This is a genomic window from Picosynechococcus sp. PCC 7003 (assembly GCF_001693255.1).
Classification (GTDB): domain Bacteria; phylum Cyanobacteriota; class Cyanobacteriia; order Cyanobacteriales; family MRBY01; genus MRBY01.
Map to the genome: position 1 here is coordinate 987,530 of NZ_CP016474.1, position 18,823 is coordinate 1,006,352.

Sequence of the window (18,823 nt, forward strand, 5' to 3'; positions counted from 1 at the left end):
CCGCTGGAAATTCATTGTGATGGGGAGATAACAAGTCATGGCCAAGGCAAAAACAATTTATGTGTGTCGTGAATGTGGGGCAGAGGCACGGCAATGGCTCGGTAAATGTCCAGACTGTGGGGTGTATGGGTCACTGCAAGAAGAGATCCGCGAAAAGGAAAGTAGTGCTGGTGTGAGTCGTACCTGGCACCATAAGCCTAAAACAACCCGAAAAACAGCGAGCCCCGTTTCACGCACTGCGGTGAAATTCACGGATATTGATACCAACCAACGGATGCGCTTTGGGTCTGGTTTTGGGGAGTTAGATCGGGTGCTTGGGGGTGGCTTAGTACCTGGCTCTTTGGTGCTGATTGGGGGCGATCCGGGCATCGGGAAATCAACCTTATTGCTCCAGGTCGCTTATCAACTCAGCACAAGTTTACCAAGAATTTTGTATGTGTCGGCGGAGGAATCGGGCCAACAAATCAAACTCAGGGGCGATCGCCTCCGGGATGCAGACCACCCCCCAGAAGAAAATTTATATGTGCTGACGGAAACGGGCCTAGAAACAATTTTGGCGGAACTAGAAACCCTCCGGCCCCAGGTGGCGGTGATTGACAGTATTCAAACCCTTTACTATTCGGCCCTGGGTTCGGCTCCCGGCTCGGTTTCCCAGGTGCGGGAATGTACGTCGGCGTTGATGCAGGTGGCAAAGCGGGAAAATATCACGCTGTTTATCGTTGGCCATGTCACCAAGGAAGGGGCGATCGCCGGGCCACGGGTTTTAGAACACCTGGTGGATACGGTGCTTTATTTCGAGGGGGATAGATACGCCTCCCATCGGTTGTTGCGTTCCGTGAAAAATCGCTTTGGGGCGACCCATGAGGTCGGCATTTTCGAGATGGGGGAGCAGGGATTAGAGGAAGTGCTCAATCCGTCGGAACTTTTCCTCGGTAACCGCGAAGAGGCAACTCCCGGCACTGCCACCGTTGTCGCCTGTGAAGGCACCCGGCCCCTTTTAGTTGAATTACAAGCCCTAGTCAGTCCCACCAGCTATTCTTCCCCCAGACGTTCTACCACGGGCGTTGATTATTCCCGTCTCCAGCAAATTTTGGCGGTGTTAGAAAAGCGGGTCGGCATTCCCCTCTCAAAACTGGATGCCTATGTTGCTTCTGCGGGGGGCTTGACGGTTTCTGAGCCGGCAGTCGATTTGGGGATCGCAATTTCTTTGGTGGCCAGTTTCCGCGATCGCCTTGTTTCACCCCAGACTGTGCTAATCGGCGAAGTAGGTTTGGGGGGACAAATTCGCCCTGTTTCCCACCTCGAAACCCGCCTCAAGGAAGCGATGAAATTGGGCTTTACCCGTGCCATTGTGCCCAAAGGTCAAAAGTTACCGGATGGTTTGGATCTCGATATTATTCCCGTGGCCCGTGTGTTGGATGCGATTGTTGCCGCTTTACCCGCCGATAGCAAAGAATAAAGTTTTCTCTTCTGTTGTTTAAAAAAATCCTTGATTTTTTGCCTATGAATTCAGACATCTAAATTTGGCGTGTTTGGATCAGTTCAGCATAAGCTATCGCTGTATTCTTTATATCCTGATATTCTTCTTTGATTTTTTTGTGCTGTGAATCAATCAGCATCAATTTTTCATTAGTTAAAGGTTTAAAATCAAACCCTGAAATTTCGTAACCAATCAGAATCTCCCTAATAAAACGCACATAGACCTGTTCTAGTTGATCTGCCTTTTTGAGTAGTTTCTTGACTTGAAATAAAGCTTTTTTACAAGTTTCTTGACGGTTTGAATAAAACTCTGATGTTGACACTAGTTCAGATAATTTCTTAATCTTTTTCCATTCTTCTGTCAGTTTTTCTATTTCTATTTCAAGCTGAAGGTGTTCTTGAACTAGTGTAGCTAACTCTTGGATATTTTGTGATTTACGCAGGGTGTTTTTGTCTGGTACTTGAACATACTGAAAATTATGCCACGATTGAATATATTGAATGTCTCCTGCCGTTGTTAGTTTTGGAAAAAGGATTTTAATCCTGCGTTGTTTCCTATCTATAGATATGACTATACCTAAATTTGCTAACGGAAAGTTTGAGTAGTAAGATCCTATAGATTTGACACTTAAAATTCTGCTTTCTTGAACTGCTTTAATTCTTTTCTGTGAACTCAAAAACATCCAAAAAGAAATCAAAACAAGGATAAACACAAAAAACAAAACTAATGGAATCATAAAAACACCTATATTCTTGATACTCTTCCAAAAGAAAACCAAGACAACTTATTCATGACGCAGTGAAACCAGAAGTCTTTTTGTTTTTTTGCCACTGCTCAGTATGCTCAAGATATCGAAGAAAATCATGATCAAATAATCCTATTTTGCCTAAGAATTAAGCATTACATCATTTTTTTCTCAGGTCAGAAATAATTTTATGTTTTTTTCGACAGCTGTTTTCTTTATTCTGTTTAAGGTGATGAAGAATTGCCATCATCAATTAACTGCGCCTATGATAACAGAGGCAATTTACTGTTTATCATTCATCGCTATGGTGCCTTTGATCAGCATAAATAAACCACTGGCGACGATGAGAAAAGCTAAAACCCCCATCACAATATCTAAAGCTTGGGTTTCCATAATTTAAAAAAAGGTAGGCGATCGCCCTTAGGTTTTTTCAACAATTAACTATCTTCTTTAAGCCCTTACTGGCGAGCCATTCCGGGTTAAATAAGCGGGATTGATAACGAGCGCCACTGTCACACAACACCGTCACAATCGTGTGGCCCGGCCCCATTTCCTTGGCAAGGGCATAGGCAGCACCGACATTGATCCCAACGGAGCCCCCCATAAACAGACCATCTTTCTTTAGGAGTTGATACACAACCCGCACCGCCTCCTGGTCATCAACCCGAATGGCGTCGTCCATGGGCACCCCTTCCATATTGGCGGTAATGCGTCCTTGACCAATACCTTCCGTGATCGAACCGCCTTCCCGGTCGAGCTTCCCTGTTTTCACGTAGCTATAGAGCACACTGCCCATGGGGTCAGCCACAACACATTTAACGTTAGGATTTTTTTCCTTGAGGTAGAGGGCAGTGCCAGCATAGGTGCCCCCAGTTCCCGTAGCTGCCGTCCAAGCATCAATTTTGCCGTCGGTTTGGGCCCAAATTTCCGGACCAGTGGTTTCGTAGTGGGCGCGACGGTTGGCCAAATTATCAAACTGATTGGCCCAGATCGCGTTTTCTGTCTCTGCGGCGAGCCGTTGGGAATATTTCACATAATTGTTAGGGTCGGCATAGGGCACCGCCGGAACCGTAATCACTTCTGCGCCCAGGGTCCGGAGGAGATCAATTTTTTCCTGGGACTGGGTTTCGGGGATCACAATGATGCACTTGTAACCCTTGGCATTGCAGATATGAACCAGACCAATGCCTGTATTGCCAGCGGTGCCTTCAACAACGGTGCCACCAGGTTTGAGCAGGCCCCGTTCTTCGGCGTCTTTGATGATGTAGAGGGCGGCCCGGTCTTTGACGGAACCACCGGGATTGAGAAATTCTGCTTTGCCTAAAATTTCACAGCCTGTTGCTTCACTAAAACTGTTCAGGCGAATGAGGGGGGTGTTGCCAACTGCACCAACAAAACCGTCTTTGATATCCATAGGTTGATTCTGTTTCTTCTGTCTTTTGCACTGTGGGTTGCAATCCCCCTATTGTGACATGGGCTGGTTCGATTCCCGTGGTGAATTGTGCGGGCGATCGCCTTTTCTTCGGGGAAACAAAATTTTGGGGAGGCCTGCCCCTGATATACTAATTTACGCCCTATCCCAAGCCTGCAAAGGTGACGAGGCATCGCTCCTGTGGGAGTGACCCTGTACAAACGAACGTAAAGAAAATCAGTGGATCTCAAACATCTTTTCCAGACCGAAAATCCCATCCTTGGCGTTGTTCACCTGTTGCCTTTGCCCACCTCTGCCCGTTGGGGCGGTGACTTTCGTCAGGTGATGGACCGCGCCGAACAGGAGGCAACGGCCCTTGCAGCAGGGGGGATTGACGGCATTATTATCGAAAATTTCTTTGATGCCCCCTTCACAAAAGACCGGGTTGATCCCGCCACCATCAGTGCCATGACCCTGATCATGGATCGTCTTGCGGGGTTGGTTACTGTCCCCCTGGGGATCAATGTCCTTCGTAATGATGCCAAAAGCGCGATGGCGATCGCCGCCTGTACCGGTGCTAAATTCATTCGTGTCAATGTGCTCACCGGGGTAATGGCCACCGATCAAGGGTTGATTGAAGGCAATGCCTATGAACTGCTGAAATATCGCCGTGAACTCGATGCAGACGTGGCAATTCTGGCCGATGTCCTCGTGAAACACGCCCACCCCATCAGTACGCCAAACCTCACCGCCGCCATCCACGACACCGTAGAACGGGGTTTAGCCGATGCGGTGATTCTCTCCGGTTGGGCGACGGGTCAAGTGCCGAAAATGGACGATTTGAAAGATGCCCGCGCCAATGCAGGAGATACGCCGATTTTAATTGGGAGTGGCGCGACCTGGGAGAACATCGGCAACCTCCTCCAGGTAGCAGACGGGGCCATTGTCGCCAGTTCTCTCAAACGTCATGGCAAGCTCAGTGAGCCCATTGATCCGTTGCGAGTGTCCCAGTTTATGGAATCAGCCCAGCAAGGCATTAAAATTCGCCAGATGCGCCAGAAACAATTTGCCTAATCGTGCGGATAAATATGGTGCGACTTGAGGAATAAATTGCCTACACCATCACATTTCCTGTTTAATCTCCTGGAGGAGTCCCTGGCAGGCATCGAGGAGCAAATCGATCACATAGTCGAAACCTGATTGGCCGCCGTAGTAGGGATCTGGCACTTCGCTATCGGGAAAATTCGTGGCGTAGTCACACATCATCTTAACTTTTTCGTCATAGGTGCCTGCCCGGTCTAGGGACAAGATATCGCGGTAATTAGCACGATCCATCGCCAAAATCAGGTCAAAGGCTTCAAAATCAGCGCGGGAAAATTGCCGGGCACTACCTACGAGGCGAATATCGCGCTTTTGGGCCGCTGCCTGCATGCGTCGGTCTGGGGCAGCTCCCACATGATAGCTAGACGTGCCGGCCGAATCACAGAGAATTTTATGGCTTAAACCTTCTTGCTCCAAAAGATGCCGCATAATGTTTTCGGCGGAGGGGGAACGGCAGATATTACCGAGGCAAACGAATAATAATTTATAGGCCATCTCAATTTTTTTCAGCTAAGGGGCGATCGCAATTTTGCAGTGTACCCCAAATTCCTCCCCGGAAAAGCACAAATTCCCCATGACAAATGGGCCATCTCCCTTGAAAATAGTTGGAAATTCTCTCGTAAAAAAAAGGAAAGCGTACATGTTTAGTCGCGGTCGCCGTCGTTACTCGTCCCTCGGTCGAAGAAAAAAGAAAAAATCCATTTCCCCCTGGACGATTCTGGTGGCGGTACCGGTAGCGCTCCTCGGTTTAGAGGTGCTCGCTCGGCTTGGCTCTAGTTATTTTGAAAACCAGAATGACCAACTATCCCAGGAGGCGATCGCCTATAGTTTGAAATTTGTCGACGACGACCAAAACAATTACCAAGGCCTAGACAATCGCGGTAAACTGCTGGCCCACGAATCCATTGCCACTGGCTACAAATTAGTTGGCAACCAAGCGAGTGAATTTTTTACCCTGAATGAACAGGGATTCCGGGACGAAGAGCCATTACCCGTTGCTAAACCCCAAGGGGAAATTCGTGTATTTCTATTAGGAAATTCCACCGCCTTCGGCAGAGGCGCCCAGAGCAACCAAGAGACCATCGCTGCTTTCCTCGAACAACGCCTCCAAGACCGTGTCCAGGATCAACGGCAATCTCCTGCAACCTACCGCCCGGATGTTTTCCCCTTCTTCCCACCGACCCGACGTCGTCTTGCTCAACTCCCCGCCAAAATTAAAGAAGGCAATTACCGCGTTGTGAATGTGGCCGTGCCTGGCTATAGTTCCGGCAATGAGCTGGCCCAACTCGCCCTCGAAATTTTGCCCTACAAGCCAGATTTAATCATTCTTCTCAATGGCTACGAAGATTTACTTCTTCCCAGTGACCAGGAGGCAACGGAAATTCCGAAATTAACGGAGTTTGCCAAAAATCCCGACGCCTATTTCCATCAGTACCTTAAACAATCCCTGCGCGACAAAGCCGAAAAAAGTGCCCTCGTGCGTACCATTTTTACCCTGACATCACCCCAGAAAACCAATCAGGGGGGAGAGGTATTTAGTATCCGTGAACGCAATACAACGAGTCTAGGGCAACAACTGCCCAATTCCGACGCAGAATTCCAGACCCGTCTAGAACGGTATAAAGACAACCTAGCCCAGATGGTCAGTCTGTGCGGTGCAGCTCAAATTCCCTTGCTGGTGGCGCTCCAACCGGAAATTACCGGACGGCCCGAGGCCCAACTCGATCCGACGGAAACGACCATCCGCGATCAACTGGGGGAGAGTTACACCGAAAAAATGACCACCTATTACCCCCAATTTGCGGAAGCCCTGGAACAGTTGGCCCAGGATTTTCCCAATAATCTCCAGGTCATCGATTTCTATAATCTAGATGCTCAGTTCCCCACACCGACATTTATTGACCCCATTCATCTCAACGGCGCAGGCAATGAGGCCATGGCGGCAGAACTCTATGGGGCGATCGCCAATTTACCCAAGATGCAGATTATCCCGGAAAATTTCTTCCTCGATTAAGGGCGACGACGTGGGACAATCCCGGCACTAGTGAGAACATCACTGAGTTTTGGACAGGCAGATTCCAAACCAAAGCTGCGGGGATTGTAGGTTTTGCGGTAGGTGAAATGGCGGTAGTCGATGCAAAAGCGATCCCAGGCCGCCAGTTGAATCCGGAAAACCTTAATGATGAAATTTGCCAACCACAGGGACAGAGGAATTTTAAAGTAAATTTTTTGGCCCATGTGCTCACAGAGTTGGGCGATCGCCGCGTCGGCGGTTAACGGTTCATTGCCTAGTACAAACTGGCGATCGGGGTCTAATTCTCCGGGGGGCAGATCAAAGCGAATGGTCGGTGGATTTTCTGCCAGATGGCGCACCACCCGCGCAATGTCTTCCCCATGGATAAAGTGAAAACTGCCGTCCGCACTGAGAAACTTGGCGATGGACAACCATTTAATGTGATCCCGCAGGCCGCCAGACAGATGGGAAAAAGGTTTATTTTCAGCGCCTCCGGCCACTAGAGTCGGAAAGACGACGGAAATTTTCGGGGCTAATTTTAAGGTGCCGAGCTTTTGGTAACACTCGTATTTCGTGCGGATGTAGTCGGTGCCAAAGTCCCGCGCCTCCGTCAGCACTTCATTGTTACGCCCCAGAATACTCGCCGTGGAAAAATAAATTACCTGCTCACAAATCTCTGGATCGAGCAGATCAATAAGCTGGGCCGTCTTTACCACGTTAGTTTCAAAGGATTCCTGGGCACCGCCCCAGGCTGTGGCTGCCAAGATCGCCACGTTGATCGTTTTCAGGAGCTCTGCCTGCTGTTCGATGTCTAATAAATCCCCCTGAACCACATGAATGCCGCCCCGGGCCTCGGTGTTGAAGCGCAATTTCTGGGGCGATCGCACCAACAGATAAAGCTCATAATCGGTGTGGTAGATGAACGTTTCAGCGAGGTAATGGCCGATGCAGCCACTAGCGCCAGTAATGAAGACCTTTTTCGTCATGGGTGGGCGGAATGCGCGATGGAAAGTTGCCCCTTAGTTTAGTATGTGGCGGTCTGTCCCGAAAAATTTGTAAAAATCTGACCCAGGCTACCCCTGTCCCCCGTCGATCCCCGATAATAGGAACTGTCGTAATAATTCGTAATCCTCACTATGGCTTTACCCGCAGCGTTAAAAACCTTAGACGGCGCTCCCCTCAGCCCGGAAACCCTTGAAAATAAAGTCGTTTTATTCGTGAATGTAGCGAGCAAATGCGGCCTGACGCCCCAGTACAATGGCCTGGTTGCCCTCGATCAAGAATATGGCGATCGCGGTTTGGTGATTGTCGGCGTCCCCTGTAATCAGTTCGGCGCCCAGGAACCCGGTACCCCTGAGGAAATCAAGGATTTCACCAAGACCAAATATGATGTGGAATTTACCCTCCTCGAAAAACAGGATGTCAACGGTGCCAACCGCAGTCCTCTTTACCAATTCCTCGTGGGAGATGGCCCCGACATCGCTTGGAACTTTGGCAAATTCCTTGTCGGTCGTGATGGCGAAGTAATCGAACGCTTTGAGCCCCAGACCGCCCCTGATGATGCAAACCTGAAAGCAGCCATTGAAAAGGCTTTGGGTTAATACATCCCCCTAAATCCCCCTTAGGAAGGGGGACTTGACATTGGCGATCGCCCCTTCCCGCACTTCTGTTGTTCTTCAGGTAAAGTTGCGAGAATCCTGGGGGCGATTTTCCTTATTTTTTCTCTATTCCCCGCAATTTTTTTCGACCATGAGCCACGACTTTGACCTGCTTTTCGAGCAAATTTCAACCTTGGTAATGCACCATTCCCCCAGTGGCCAGGAAACGGAAATCGATCGGTATCTCCTTGCGCTGTTCGCCAAGCTTGGGGTGAACCACTGGCAAGACCGGGCCGGCAATATCATCGTCAAAATTCCTGGCCAAAATCCTGACGCAGGGGCGATCGCCATCACTGCCCACAAGGATGAAATTGGGGCAATTGTGAAACAGGTGGATGACCGCACGGGTCGCGTCGAAATTCGGGCATTAGGTGGGTCTTACCCTTGGATTTATGGTGAAGGAGTGATGGATATCCTCGGCGATAACACAACGATTTCCGGGATTCTCAGCTTTGGGTCGCGCCATGTTTCCCACGAGTCCCCCCAGAAACTTTTACAAACGGAAAAACCCGTCCAATGGCCGCAAGCTTGGCTCGAAACGAAGTGCCATGGCAGTGAACTCCTCGCCGCTGGGGTGCGGCCTGGGAGTCGGGTGGTGGTCGGGAAACACCGCAAAAAACCGTTCCGCCTGAAAAATTACATCGCCAGCTATACCCTGGATAACAAAGCCTCCCTCGTCATCCTGATTGAACTGGCCCAACGGCTCAAACATCCACCCCAGGATGTTTATCTTGTCGCCTCGGCCAAGGAAGAAGTGGGGGCTGTCGGAGCGCTTTATTTTAGTCAAAACACCCCACTGGATGCCTTGGTTGCCCTGGAAATTTGTCCCCTGGCGCGGGAATATGCGATCGCCGCTGGGGATCGACCCGTATTACTCTCCCAGGATGGCTATGGGATCTACGACGAAGGTTTAAATCAAGAAATTCTTACCGCCGCTGCCGAGATTAACCGTCCCCTCCAGCAGGCAATTATCCAAGGATTTGGCAGTGATGCCTCCATTGCGATGAAATTTGGCCATGTGTGTCGGGGCGCTTGCCTGAGCTTTCCCACAGAAAATACCCATGGCTACGAGATTGCTCACATTGGGGCGATCGCCCACTGCATTGATATTTTGTTCGCCTACTGTCAGCACCCGAAAAGTCGAGCTTAACGAAAGACCTGATCAATGGCGATCGCAAAATCGGGTAACAAAGGAGAAGTGAGAGAATCATTCCCCAGTAGCGTACAGACCAACTCCAACTGTGCCTGATTCCGGCGATAGACCTCAATGGTTTTCAGTCGCCAATCCACCACCCAATACTCCTGTACCCCATAGAGCGAATACAGTTTACGCTTTGCCTCTTTATCCCGCTGTTCATTCAGTTTGCCCACCGAGAGAATTTTGATCATCAGTTCCGGCGCAACGGTAAAATGCCCAGCCTCATCCACATCCGTTTCGAGACGGGCATTGCTCACCCAAACCACATCTGGGATCACGCCATCGTTTGGGGAAAATATTACACCTGGTGTATTAAAAGCTTTGCCTAGCTGAGATTTTCGCGACCATTGGACTAACTCAAAGTAAAGATTACCAGCCGCATCTTGATGAAAAATATGGGGCGCACGGGTCACGATTAATTCTCCATCAATAATTTCATAGCGTTTCCAGCCACCATCGTCGGGCATGGCTTCGAGATCCTGTACTGTCCAGCGAACTGCATTGGCAACCATGGTTTTCCTGGGAGTATTGATATTTTTAGTGTAGTCGATGTCTTCTGGGGCGATCGCCGCTTGCCAGCACCCAAAAATTTAATTGTTAAAAAATCAGGGTAAATAATCTAAATCAAGACTTTCCGGGATTGTAAAGGGTGAAATCTTGGGAAAATTATCGATAGATATTCCTGTTTCATCGGCAGCTAAACGGCGAGCATTTTGATAACAGCGTTCAAATTCTTGTTCGAGAAATCCCTTTAAACTGGGACTATTATCTAAACTATCTGAAATTCTTTGGCGGTGTTCCGTAATTGTATAACGCCAACTGTTGCTTCTTTTTTCACGCTGAAATTGATATTTAAGCAGATGCATCAGAAGGATTTTTAAGTTACTTTTCAGGGCATTTTTTTCACTCCGGCCCATGGTTTCTAGTTCCTCAATCAAATTTTCATAGTCAACCTCCAACAATTTCCCTTCCTTGAGAAAATGGATTGTTTCTACAAGCCAAAGATTAAAGTCTTGGTCATATAAAACTTGCATGGGTACTTGAGATTGCGTATTCACCATTATTTAAACCATGATGCTTATCAAAAACATAGATTTATAGAGATTCTAATTTAGCTTTGATTTTTTACTGTGGCCAACCGCGCACCTAGAAAAGTCGCTTTTTTCAAGCTCAGCCATCGCCTGTATTTCTTGCTAGCCTATGGAAAAGGTTCCAAAAACTGATTGAGAGCGATATCCGATGACGACCACAACTGAGTTATCAAGCATTTTACAAACAGGCCAAGGTACAACCCAGCAAGCCCTTGAACTCTTTGATAGCCTCGAAACCGTTGATCTTGATTTTATGTGGGGACGTTGGCGAGGCCGGGGAGTTTATACCGGGCACCCGATGGATGGTCTGCTGGAGCTAGGCAACTGGTACGGTAAAGAATTTATTGACCCAGAAACCGTACATCCACTGCTCTTTTCGGGTCGTCAGGGAGAAATTTTCAAAGTAGCTCCCAACCTAAAAACCATGGAAATGGTCTTGAAATTGCCCACGCCAAAAAACCCGGCCTTTAAACCGTTTCTGGAGTTGCTCAATGGCCTATTTAAAACCGAAAAAAGCCAAGCCAGACTCCGAATGATGGAATATCGCGGCAAAGTCAGCGCCACCATGATCTATGACTGCCTGCCCATTAACGATTCCTTCAGGAAAATCGACGAAAATCAAGTGTTTGGTGTGATGGATTTCAAACAATCCGCCCAGCCATTTTTCTTTATCCTGGAGCGGGTGACAGGTCAGCCATAGATCGAGCTTGAGACATTTTGAATCTAGAGGCGACTAATCTTGAGTGCGCTAGGTTGAGCCGGATTGCCCTCTAATTTCAAGGCGCGACCATTAGCTGCTAGATGACGAACAATTTTGTAAATCACCTCGATTTGCTCGACTGCCCCGACTTTAATCGCCAGGCTATCGAGGGTTAGAGGGGACTCACTCGTCATTACCGCATCAACTACCTTTTTCTGAAGATCAAGAACGGATGCTGCTGCTTTTTTCCCGGCTTCGACACCGGGCTGATGGTAGGCGTTGATATTGACCAAAGAAGCATAGATAGTGACGGCCCGTTCATAGAGGGCAATCATTGCGCCGACTGTTTTTGCGTTGACTTCAGGGATTGTGACGGTAATTGAATCGCGGCCATTGTCATATAGGGCTTCGCGGGTGCCGAGTAAAAAGCCAGACAAGAAGTCTCCGCTGGTTGCGCCATTTTCGATGTCGATGGAATTTCCTTGGCGATCGCCTAACACTTCGATAAACGTCGCGAAGAAATTCGGTACCCCTTCTCGCAATTGTTGCACATAGGCGTGTTGGTCAGTGGAACCTTTATTCCCGTAGACAGCAATCCCTTGGTAGACCTTATTGCCATCAAGATCCTCTTCTTTGCCGAGGGATTCCATGATCAATTGCTGGAGGTAGCGACTAAACAACAATAAACGGTCTTTATAGGGCAAAATCACCATATCCTTTTCGCCCTTGCCATTGCCGGAGTAGTACCAAGCCAGAGCCAATAATGCCGCCGGATTATTTTTGAGTTCAGGAATGCGGGTGGCATCGTCCATAATTTTTGCGCCGTCGAGCATCTCCCGAATGTCAATGCCTTGTAATGCGGCGGCAACCAGACCTACGGCTGATAATTCGGAAGTCCGACCGCCTACCCAGTCATGCATCGGGAAAGTGGTCAGCCAATGCTCAGATTTCGCCACATTTTCGAGTTTGGAGCCGATTCCTGTAATGGCGACAGCATGGGAAGAAAAATCAAGCTTGTTCGCCTTGTAGAAATTTTTCACCTCAACCATGCCGTTCCGGGTTTCGGGGGTGCCACCGGATTTGGAAATGACGATCGCCAAAGTGGTATTCAGCCGATCCTTGACCTGTGCGAGGGTGCGGTCAATGCCGTCGGGATCGGTGTTATCGATGAAATGGATCTTCAGGGGCGCATCCACAGCGGCGAGGGCTTCGGCAACAAATTGGGGGCCGAGGGCGGAACCACCAATGCCAATGGAAAGAATGTCGGTAAATGGCGCGCCACCAGGAGCCGTAATTTCCCCCACATGCACCGCCTTGGCAAATTTTTCGACTTTGTCGAGGGTATCAACAATATCTGCTTTCAATTCGGCATTGGGGGCTAGATCCGGGTTACGCAGCCAATAATGACCCACCATGCGCCCTTCGTCGGGGTTGGCGATCGCCCCTGCTTCAATCGCTTTTAAATCTTGAAATGCTTTGTCAAATTTTGGTTGTAAACTTTGTACAAACGCCTCATCAAAGCCCATCCGACTGATATCGACGTAAAATTCTAGTTCCGGATGGTAGTAGAGCCAAGCTTGGTAACGTTGCCAGAGTGCGGCGGTATCCATATATAAACTTCTCAACCTGTTTTTTGATGATTTACGTTAAGTTTAACTAGAGGCTGGCGTCGATTTATGTAGCAATTCACATTGTTTAGTATTCAGTTTTAGGTTAATAGCGAGAGATCATGGGGAGATTTAGGCAAAAACAGTCACTTTTTGGGATATTCACCCTCGGTTTGACGGTTTTTGGGGGATTGGAAGGGGCGATCGCCCAAGACTTTAACACTTCCATTGGTGACAACGGTATCCAAGCCACCACCCTCCACGGAGACCCCTACGATCTGCTGGGTCGTAAAATTGCCATTGGTCAGGTAGAAATTGGTCGCCCCGGTAAATTTGGTCTCGACAAACGCGCCGTCTGGCAACCGCAACTCGGACTGTCCCAACTGTTTTTTCTCAACGAAAAAGCCACCCCCGATGATTATGTCGATGACCATGCGGGCATGGTGGCCGGCATTATGGTTGGACAAGATAAACGCCAACTGGGAGTCGCCCCAGAGGCTCGTCTGTTTTCCTCGGCGATCGGCTCTACCGATGATTCGGCCCAACCAGAAGAATGTCTCGCGACCCAACACATTGCCCGACAAAATGGTGGTGATGTGCGGGCGATTAATTTCAGCTTTGGGGAATCCCTCAGTCGCGATCCTCGTCCGAATCCAGCCTTAGATGGAAATGCCCTTTTAACCCAATGTTTAGACTGGACAGCACGGGTTTATGATGTCCTCCACGTGGTAGCAGGGAACCAGGGTAATGGTGGCATCCCGATTCCGACGGATCATTACAATGGCATTACGACTGCCTATACCACCCAGTTTCAAGGGGATACGTTTAATAAAATCGATTTCGCCAATCTCAGTGACCTGCCTGTGGGCAGTGGTAGTCGTTTGATTCGCCAGGAAATTAATACGGGTTCCCGCCGGGCCATTAGCCTCAGTGCCCCCGGCAGCCAACTAAATTTGATCACCACCTTCAATAAAATGGATCGGGTGAGCGGTACGAGTTTCGCGGCTCCCCACATCACGGGTACCGTTGCTCTATTGCAGGAATTTGGCGATCGCCAACTGAAAACCCAGGCCGACCAATGGAGTCTCGACGCCCGTCGCCATGAAGTGATGAAAGCGGTATTGCTCAACAGTGCCGACAAAATTGCCGATGCTGGGGACGGTAAGTACCTGGACATGACCCGCACGATTCTCAGTAAACAAAATCGCACCTGGTTAGAGGGAGACGCTTACAAAAATCCCGACATTCCCCTGGATATCGAAATGGGCACAGGTCAACTCAATGCCCAGCGCGCTTACCAACAATTGGCCGCCGGACAATGGTCAACAGCCGCTCCGATTCCGGGTCAAGGTTGGAACTACGACAAAATCAGCACCCAAGGATCTCAGGACTATCATTTCGCAATGCCCCTGCAACGGGATTCTTTTGTGGCTTTGACCCTCACCTGGGATCGCTGGGTGGACTTAAACGACCAGAATAATAACGGCCTATATGATGTGGGGGAAAGTTTTACGGATCGCGGCTTGAATGATCTCAATCTTTATCTTTTGCCTGCCAATTCCAATAATTTAAACGACGCAGTTTGTCGCTCTACCAGTCCCGTTGATAGTGTGGAACATATTTTCTGTCCGGTGCCACAAACGGGAAAGTATAAAATGCGGGTGGTCTATGCCGAGCAAGCCAATCAAGCTAGCCAAGATTATGCGATCGCCTGGTGGACAGCGACAGCACCCTAATTTTTTCTCATGTGGCGATCGCCAAATCAAATTTTTAGCATTGACGTTGAGCAGAGGGAGCTTTGGAATTTTGCGCTCGAACTCGTTGTTAGAAGTTTGATTTTTTCAGATCACGATAGAAATTTTCGTGGACGCCAAGTGCAATAAGAATTCTTTTTTCCGCATCCCACTTATAAGCAAGCAGATTTTCCTGTTTTGCCATTTTAAATTTGTAGACCCACACATCAGCTAAATCGCCTTTTTTTTGAACACCAATTTCTGGGTTCTCAATAATCGCTTTAACAGCATTATCTAGGTCTGTAATTTCATTTTTACGAAGCTTCTTTTTTTTCTTGGTAAAGGAGGGAGTTTGATATACTTCGATTTTCTTTTTATTGGAACTCATAAGGTGTTAACTCAGAGTTCTCGTTCTTAGCCTCTTCTTTACCGATGAGGATTTCTTGTACAAAAGCAAAAGACAAATCAGGGTTATCTTCGAGAATTTCACCCATTTTCGCCCAATACTCGATTTGACCAGCAACTGAACGATGCATGGCTTTTGAACGGATTTTAGCCTTTTCAGCCAAAGAGCTAGATATACGAACGGCAACAGACATACTATTTTCCTAACTAGATGATTGCATTATGCGCCATAAAGTTGCGTTTTGCAACGAAATTTTCAATAAGCGCCTGGTGGGCAGCAACAACGCCCTAATTTTTCTTGTCAAATGCTGTCGCTCAACCTGGCAGGCCCTCAAACTTTGGTAGTTCTCCTAACCCTCTGTCCCAAGCGGCTTTGCTCGATGTAAAGATGTGGGCAGTCGGCGACATAGAGATTTCTGTGTCCAAACACCCTGCGGGAATGACGAGAAAATCTGCGATCTGAGTGCTTGGCAACGCTGAACCACACAACTTACAAAAACTTTTGTTGTGGCGAGTACCTGGAAGCGTAAATGTAGTCACTGCATCCACACCAGCCAGCCAAATTAATTTAGCAGACCGCGAAAATAAATTTGCCGAGTGAGCCGAGCCTGTATCTTTTTGGCAATGTTGACAATGACACAGGTAAAAGCTGTCGAACTCCCCTTGTACTTGAAATTTCGCGGTTCCACACAGACAAGAACCAAAGTAATCAGTCATCTTTCCTTTTCCTATGACCTCTAGGTGACGCACACATAGACTATGTATTATGTGAATGATTTCTGTATAGTGCCCTCTCTGTTACTTTTGTATAGAAACTTTCTCCATAGATAGCTAAATATGGAGTGTTATGCAGAAAAAATGCGTCCAAAATTCGGCGATCGCCTATTGCCTGGTGGATTGCCGCAGCAACGGGAAACTAGCGACTCCTTTTTTCGTCGAGGAAAGGCATCAGGGTGCGTTGAATTTAAAGGAAAAATGTTGTGATGAATTGGCGTCATTGGGTCGGACTGGGTAGTGTCATGGTCGGGGGAACCCTGATCGTGGCGATCGCCCCTGGGGTTTCCCAGCATTATCCCTACTACAACAATGCCTTTTCGTGGGGGCAGACGGGTCGCGATGGCCGCCCTGGTCGAGATGGTCGCCCCGGTAGCAGTGCCCAAGCGCAAACGATCTTTGTTGATGGCACCGCCCGCACATTTAACCTAAAAGGTAGCGATGGCGAACCAGGCAGCGATGGCGAATATGGCGAAGCGGCCCGCTGTTCAACTTTTTGGCGACGACCAGAACATAATCTCCGGGGAGCCGATGGGGGCGACGGCGGTCGAGGCGGTAACGGTGGTGCTGGCGGCGATGGCGCTGATGTGACAATTTTCTATCAACAGCCCCAGGATCTCAGTCTGATTTTTATCGACAATCGCGGTGGCCAGGGTGGGCTAGAAGGACGAGGGGGTTATGGCGGTCAGGGCTGTGGTTGCCCCTATTCGTCTTGGGTTGTGGAAACTTGTCATTTAGAAGAAGTGGCCAGCAATAATCCCGAAGAAAAACCCAGAAAAGAAGAGCGATGTACCCAACAACGCTATTACTGCACCCCCGGTCGCAATGGTCGCAATGCCCCCGATGGCAACCCCGGCAGGGACGGGACTCCTGGCACCGTGACCCTTGTGCAAAATTTAACCGCCATCCCCACCGATAATCCGAACACCACCATTTCTTTAGCCGCACTGGAACGATCTGGGACGACCCTCAGCAAAAATATTTGGCGATCGCCGACGGGATTACGTAGCAAATTAGCCAGCGGTTCCCAGGTTCCTGATACCTATCGCGAATATGTTGAGCTTTTCAGTGCACCGATCCAACTGATTTGGGCCGCCGACCAATCCCAAACTGCTTTTAACCAAGCGCAATTTAGCCTCAGCCTGGGAAAAAGTCGGCAGTTAGCCGTACAACAATCTGGGGAAGCTTGGTTAGATTATGCCGTGCAACCCCAGGGCGACGGTTTTCAGATCCAGGTTAACCGGGCAATGCAAGCGGATGAGGCTACCCAATTAATTCGCCAGGGTTTGCGGGGAACTGGCCGCGATTTGACCTTCAGCATCCTCGATCTCGGGCCCCGGAGCGATTGGTTAGAAACACAATTTATTGTCACCTACCGCACCCGCAATCCCACGCCCCAATTTCGAGAGGGTTACACCTATGAAACTCGTTACAGTGGCCAACTTTCCCCAGAAGCAGTGCAGCAAATCGGTTCAGAATATCAATTGCGCTTAGGCGATCTGCCTTTGGATCAAGCGTATCTCCAGACCGGAATGGTGGTGGATTTAGAAATTACCGCCGAGAGGCGCTTCGGGGAGCACCAGGCGGAACAGGTGATCCAGTGGCGGGGCGCGCTTCCCTAGGCCCGCTGCCGTAAAAATCGCAGTAACTTTTCAAATTCTGCAGGTAGGGGGGCGATCGCCTCAATGATCTCCTCGGTAACTGGATGTTCGACGATTAACTTGCGGGCATGGAGCGCTTGGCCCGTGAGCTTGACTTTATCGAATTTATTACTGGTATAGAGGGGATCGCCCACGATCGGATTGCCCATGTAGGCACTGTGGACGCGGATCTGGTGGGTGCGACCCGTTTCGAGCTTGTAATAGAGCAACGAATAATTGCCCAGGCGTTCCATCATTTCCCAGTGGGTCACCGCTGGACGACCCGTTTCATCGACGGCCATTTTTTTGCGATCGCCTTTATGCCGTGCAATGGGCGCATCAATCGTCCCAGCCTCTTCCCGGGGGCAACCGTAGACAATGCCCATGTATTCGCGCCTCGCGGTTTTGGCCTTGATTTGCGCCTGCAAACTCTGGTGGGCCTGGTCTGTTTTTGCAATGGCGATCGCCCCGGTTGTGTCCTTATCCAAACGGTGCACGATGCCCGGTCGCTGTACGCCGCCAATGCCAGCTAAATTTTCGCCGCAGTGGGCCAACAATCCATGGACAAGGGTGCCGGTATAATTTCCCGGTGCCGGATGCACCACCATCGCGGCAGGTTTATTCACAATCAAAAAGTGCTCATCTTCAAATAAAATATCGAGATCCATCGCCTCCGGTTCGAGGGCCAGGGTGGCCGGGGCAGGAATTTTTAGTACCAGGCGATCGCCCACTTTTAATTTTGTCTTTTTCGCTTGGCAAAGGGCCTCATTGAGCTGCACTTGACCCTGCTCAATCAACCGCTGCAAACGGGACCGTGACAGTTCCGGCAGCTGCTGGGCTAACCATTGATCCAGTCGTTCCCCTGATTCTTCAACCTTTAATTCTAAAATTTGTTCCGCCATCCTCTAGCTGTTCCTCAAATCACCTTCAAAACTCTTTTTCCCAAGCTCCCTAGCCCCCATATTTCCCCCAAACAGGGCGGAAAACGTTAAAAAACTTAAAATCTCAATTATCAACAAAACCCCAACTGAGGATCCGAACAAAAAAATGTTAAAGTGAAGCAAAAGTTCAAAACCCAAGGATTTTTTAAAAACATGGATAGTGTTGCTTACATTATTGTGCTAGCGATGGCGTTATCGGTTCTCTTTTTCGCGATCGCCTTCCGCGAACCCCCCCGTATCGAAAAATAAGCTTTGATTTTCTCATATCAACCTTTGAAGATCATCCCTGAACTAAAGCAAGAAGTTTGTCTTTTACGGCAGATTT

The 18,823-nt window shown here is 49.0% G+C and carries 19 protein-coding genes and 1 pseudogene; 9 read left to right on the forward strand and 11 right to left on the reverse strand.

Annotated features, from left to right (window positions below):
- Positions 1-37: 37 nt before the first annotated feature.
- Positions 38-1,453: pseudogene (gene radA, locus AWQ21_RS04750) on the forward strand (DNA repair protein RadA); the annotation flags it as partial.
- A gap of 64 nt (positions 1,454-1,517) precedes the next feature.
- Here radA and AWQ21_RS04755 read toward each other — a convergent pair.
- Together AWQ21_RS04755 and AWQ21_RS04760 are read right to left on the reverse strand one after the other, a co-directional pair.
- Positions 1,518-2,216: a hypothetical protein gene (locus AWQ21_RS04755; RefSeq protein WP_065713540.1), complete on the reverse strand. Its 699-nt coding sequence runs from the start codon at positions 2,214-2,216 to the stop codon at positions 1,518-1,520.
- A 439-nt stretch (positions 2,217-2,655) separates the two neighbouring features.
- Entirely contained in the window at positions 2,656-3,639 is a 984-nt protein-coding gene (locus tag AWQ21_RS04760) for a cysteine synthase A (RefSeq protein WP_065713541.1), read from the reverse strand.
- A gap of 237 nt (positions 3,640-3,876) precedes the next feature.
- Here AWQ21_RS04760 and btpA point away from each other — a divergent pair, with 237 nt between their 5' ends.
- A complete protein-coding gene (gene btpA, locus AWQ21_RS04765) occupies positions 3,877-4,710 on the forward strand; it encodes a photosystem I biogenesis protein BtpA (RefSeq protein WP_065713542.1) in 834 nt (277 codons plus the stop codon).
- 48 nt (positions 4,711-4,758) lie between these two features.
- Here the strand turns inward: btpA and AWQ21_RS04770 are convergent, their stop codons facing one another.
- Positions 4,759-5,232: a low molecular weight protein-tyrosine-phosphatase gene (locus tag AWQ21_RS04770; protein ID WP_065713543.1), complete on the reverse strand. Its 474-nt coding sequence runs from the start codon at positions 5,230-5,232 to the stop codon at positions 4,759-4,761.
- A 145-nt stretch (positions 5,233-5,377) separates the two neighbouring features.
- On the opposite strand from AWQ21_RS04770, the gene AWQ21_RS04775 reads away from it, so the two are divergent.
- A complete protein-coding gene (locus AWQ21_RS04775) occupies positions 5,378-6,751 on the forward strand; it encodes a GDSL-type esterase/lipase family protein (RefSeq protein WP_065713544.1) in 1,374 nt (457 codons plus the stop codon).
- Here AWQ21_RS04775 and AWQ21_RS04780 read toward each other — a convergent pair.
- Positions 6,748-7,737 carry an NAD(P)-dependent oxidoreductase gene (locus AWQ21_RS04780; protein WP_065713545.1) on the reverse strand — a complete coding sequence of 330 codons (990 nt, stop codon included), beginning with the start codon at positions 7,735-7,737 and terminating at the stop codon, positions 6,748-6,750. The two genes, AWQ21_RS04775 and AWQ21_RS04780, sit on opposite strands and share 4 nt — an antisense overlap.
- A 150-nt stretch (positions 7,738-7,887) precedes the next feature.
- Between AWQ21_RS04780 and AWQ21_RS04785 the strand changes: the two genes are divergently transcribed.
- Together AWQ21_RS04785 and AWQ21_RS04790 are read left to right on the forward strand one after the other, a co-directional pair.
- Positions 7,888-8,352, forward strand: coding sequence for a glutathione peroxidase (locus AWQ21_RS04785; protein ID WP_065713546.1), 465 nt, complete (start codon positions 7,888-7,890; stop codon positions 8,350-8,352).
- Between the two features lie 148 nt (positions 8,353-8,500).
- Complete coding sequence (locus AWQ21_RS04790) at positions 8,501-9,559, forward strand: M42 family metallopeptidase (RefSeq protein ID WP_065715221.1); 1,059 nt, start codon at positions 8,501-8,503, stop codon at positions 9,557-9,559.
- Here the strand turns inward: AWQ21_RS04790 and AWQ21_RS04795 are convergent.
- Positions 9,556-10,119: a Uma2 family endonuclease gene (locus AWQ21_RS04795; RefSeq protein ID WP_065713547.1), complete on the reverse strand. Its 564-nt coding sequence runs from the start codon at positions 10,117-10,119 to the stop codon at positions 9,556-9,558. The genes AWQ21_RS04790 and AWQ21_RS04795 overlap by 4 nt on opposite strands.
- A gap of 93 nt (positions 10,120-10,212) precedes the next feature.
- Complete coding sequence (locus AWQ21_RS04800; protein WP_232315069.1) at positions 10,213-10,641, reverse strand: DUF29 domain-containing protein; 429 nt, start codon at positions 10,639-10,641, stop codon at positions 10,213-10,215.
- A 205-nt stretch (positions 10,642-10,846) separates the two neighbouring features.
- Between AWQ21_RS04800 and AWQ21_RS04805 the strand changes: the two genes are divergently transcribed.
- Complete coding sequence (locus AWQ21_RS04805) at positions 10,847-11,398, forward strand: DUF4334 domain-containing protein (protein ID WP_065713549.1); 552 nt, start codon at positions 10,847-10,849, stop codon at positions 11,396-11,398.
- A 23-nt stretch (positions 11,399-11,421) separates the two neighbouring features.
- On the opposite strand, the gene AWQ21_RS04810 is transcribed toward AWQ21_RS04805, so the two are convergent.
- Complete coding sequence (locus AWQ21_RS04810; RefSeq protein WP_065713550.1) at positions 11,422-13,008, reverse strand: glucose-6-phosphate isomerase; 1,587 nt, start codon at positions 13,006-13,008, stop codon at positions 11,422-11,424.
- Between the two features lie 119 nt (positions 13,009-13,127).
- On the opposite strand from AWQ21_RS04810, the gene AWQ21_RS04815 reads away from it, so the two are divergent.
- Positions 13,128-14,741, forward strand: a complete 1,614-nt coding sequence (locus tag AWQ21_RS04815; RefSeq protein ID WP_065713551.1) for a S8 family serine peptidase — start codon at positions 13,128-13,130, stop codon at positions 14,739-14,741.
- Positions 14,742-14,829: 88 nt separating this feature from the next.
- Here the strand turns inward: AWQ21_RS04815 and AWQ21_RS04820 are convergent, their stop codons facing one another.
- The 3 genes from AWQ21_RS04820 to AWQ21_RS16745 all read right to left on the reverse strand — a co-directional run bounded on the left by AWQ21_RS04820 (position 14,830) and on the right by AWQ21_RS16745 (position 15,860).
- The gene (locus AWQ21_RS04820) at positions 14,830-15,126 is read right to left on the reverse strand and encodes a type II toxin-antitoxin system RelE/ParE family toxin (protein WP_065713552.1); all 297 of its coding nucleotides are present in this window, start codon (positions 15,124-15,126) and stop codon (positions 14,830-14,832) included.
- Positions 15,113-15,337 carry a TA system antitoxin ParD family protein gene (locus tag AWQ21_RS04825; protein WP_065713553.1) on the reverse strand — a complete coding sequence of 75 codons (225 nt, stop codon included), beginning with the start codon at positions 15,335-15,337 and terminating at the stop codon, positions 15,113-15,115. The genes AWQ21_RS04820 and AWQ21_RS04825 overlap by 14 nt, the downstream gene beginning before the upstream one ends.
- Before the next feature lie 121 nt (positions 15,338-15,458).
- Positions 15,459-15,860: a GFA family protein gene (locus AWQ21_RS16745; RefSeq protein ID WP_071932267.1), complete on the reverse strand. Its 402-nt coding sequence runs from the start codon at positions 15,858-15,860 to the stop codon at positions 15,459-15,461.
- A gap of 266 nt (positions 15,861-16,126) precedes the next feature.
- On the opposite strand from AWQ21_RS16745, the gene AWQ21_RS04830 reads away from it, so the two are divergent.
- On the forward strand, positions 16,127-17,539 hold the full coding sequence (locus AWQ21_RS04830; protein WP_065713554.1) for a hypothetical protein: 1,413 nt from the start codon (positions 16,127-16,129) through the stop codon (positions 17,537-17,539).
- Here AWQ21_RS04830 and AWQ21_RS04835 read toward each other — a convergent pair.
- On the reverse strand, positions 17,536-18,459 hold the full coding sequence (locus AWQ21_RS04835) for an RluA family pseudouridine synthase (protein WP_065713555.1): 924 nt from the start codon (positions 18,457-18,459) through the stop codon (positions 17,536-17,538). The two genes, AWQ21_RS04830 and AWQ21_RS04835, sit on opposite strands and share 4 nt — an antisense overlap.
- Positions 18,460-18,651: 192 nt before the next feature.
- Between AWQ21_RS04835 and AWQ21_RS04840 the strand changes: the two genes are divergently transcribed.
- Entirely contained in the window at positions 18,652-18,747 is a 96-nt protein-coding gene (locus AWQ21_RS04840; protein WP_012306584.1) for a photosystem II reaction center protein T, read from the forward strand.
- Positions 18,748-18,823 lie beyond the last annotated feature (76 nt).

Bases quoted from the DNA above. Each gene is read 5' to 3' on its own strand.
- AWQ21_RS04755 (WP_065713540.1), bottom strand. From the start codon at position 2,216: ATGATTCCATTAGTTTTGTTTTTTGTGTTTATCCTTGTTTTGATTTCT.
- AWQ21_RS04790 (WP_065715221.1), top strand. From the start codon at position 8,501: ATGAGCCACGACTTTGACCTGCTTTTCGAGCAAATTTCAACCTTGGTA.
- AWQ21_RS04840 (WP_012306584.1), top strand. From the start codon at position 18,652: ATGGATAGTGTTGCTTACATTATTGTGCTAGCGATGGCGTTATCGGTT.
- AWQ21_RS04760 (WP_065713541.1), bottom strand. From the start codon at position 3,639: ATGGATATCAAAGACGGTTTTGTTGGTGCAGTTGGCAACACCCCCCTC.
- AWQ21_RS04785 (WP_065713546.1), top strand. From the start codon at position 7,888: ATGGCTTTACCCGCAGCGTTAAAAACCTTAGACGGCGCTCCCCTCAGC.
- AWQ21_RS04800 (WP_232315069.1), bottom strand. From the start codon at position 10,641: ATGCAAGTTTTATATGACCAAGACTTTAATCTTTGGCTTGTAGAAACA.
- AWQ21_RS04815 (WP_065713551.1), top strand. From the start codon at position 13,128: ATGGGGAGATTTAGGCAAAAACAGTCACTTTTTGGGATATTCACCCTC.
- AWQ21_RS04810 (WP_065713550.1), bottom strand. From the start codon at position 13,008: ATGGATACCGCCGCACTCTGGCAACGTTACCAAGCTTGGCTCTACTAC.
- AWQ21_RS04825 (WP_065713553.1), bottom strand. From the start codon at position 15,337: ATGTCTGTTGCCGTTCGTATATCTAGCTCTTTGGCTGAAAAGGCTAAA.
- AWQ21_RS04795 (WP_065713547.1), bottom strand. From the start codon at position 10,119: ATGGTTGCCAATGCAGTTCGCTGGACAGTACAGGATCTCGAAGCCATG.
- AWQ21_RS04770 (WP_065713543.1), bottom strand. From the start codon at position 5,232: ATGGCCTATAAATTATTATTCGTTTGCCTCGGTAATATCTGCCGTTCC.
- AWQ21_RS04820 (WP_065713552.1), bottom strand. From the start codon at position 15,126: ATGAGTTCCAATAAAAAGAAAATCGAAGTATATCAAACTCCCTCCTTT.
- AWQ21_RS04835 (WP_065713555.1), bottom strand. From the start codon at position 18,459: ATGGCGGAACAAATTTTAGAATTAAAGGTTGAAGAATCAGGGGAACGA.
- AWQ21_RS16745 (WP_071932267.1), bottom strand. From the start codon at position 15,860: ATGACTGATTACTTTGGTTCTTGTCTGTGTGGAACCGCGAAATTTCAA.
- AWQ21_RS04780 (WP_065713545.1), bottom strand. From the start codon at position 7,737: ATGACGAAAAAGGTCTTCATTACTGGCGCTAGTGGCTGCATCGGCCAT.
- AWQ21_RS04830 (WP_065713554.1), top strand. From the start codon at position 16,127: ATGAATTGGCGTCATTGGGTCGGACTGGGTAGTGTCATGGTCGGGGGA.
- AWQ21_RS04775 (WP_065713544.1), top strand. From the start codon at position 5,378: ATGTTTAGTCGCGGTCGCCGTCGTTACTCGTCCCTCGGTCGAAGAAAA.
- AWQ21_RS04805 (WP_065713549.1), top strand. From the start codon at position 10,847: ATGACGACCACAACTGAGTTATCAAGCATTTTACAAACAGGCCAAGGT.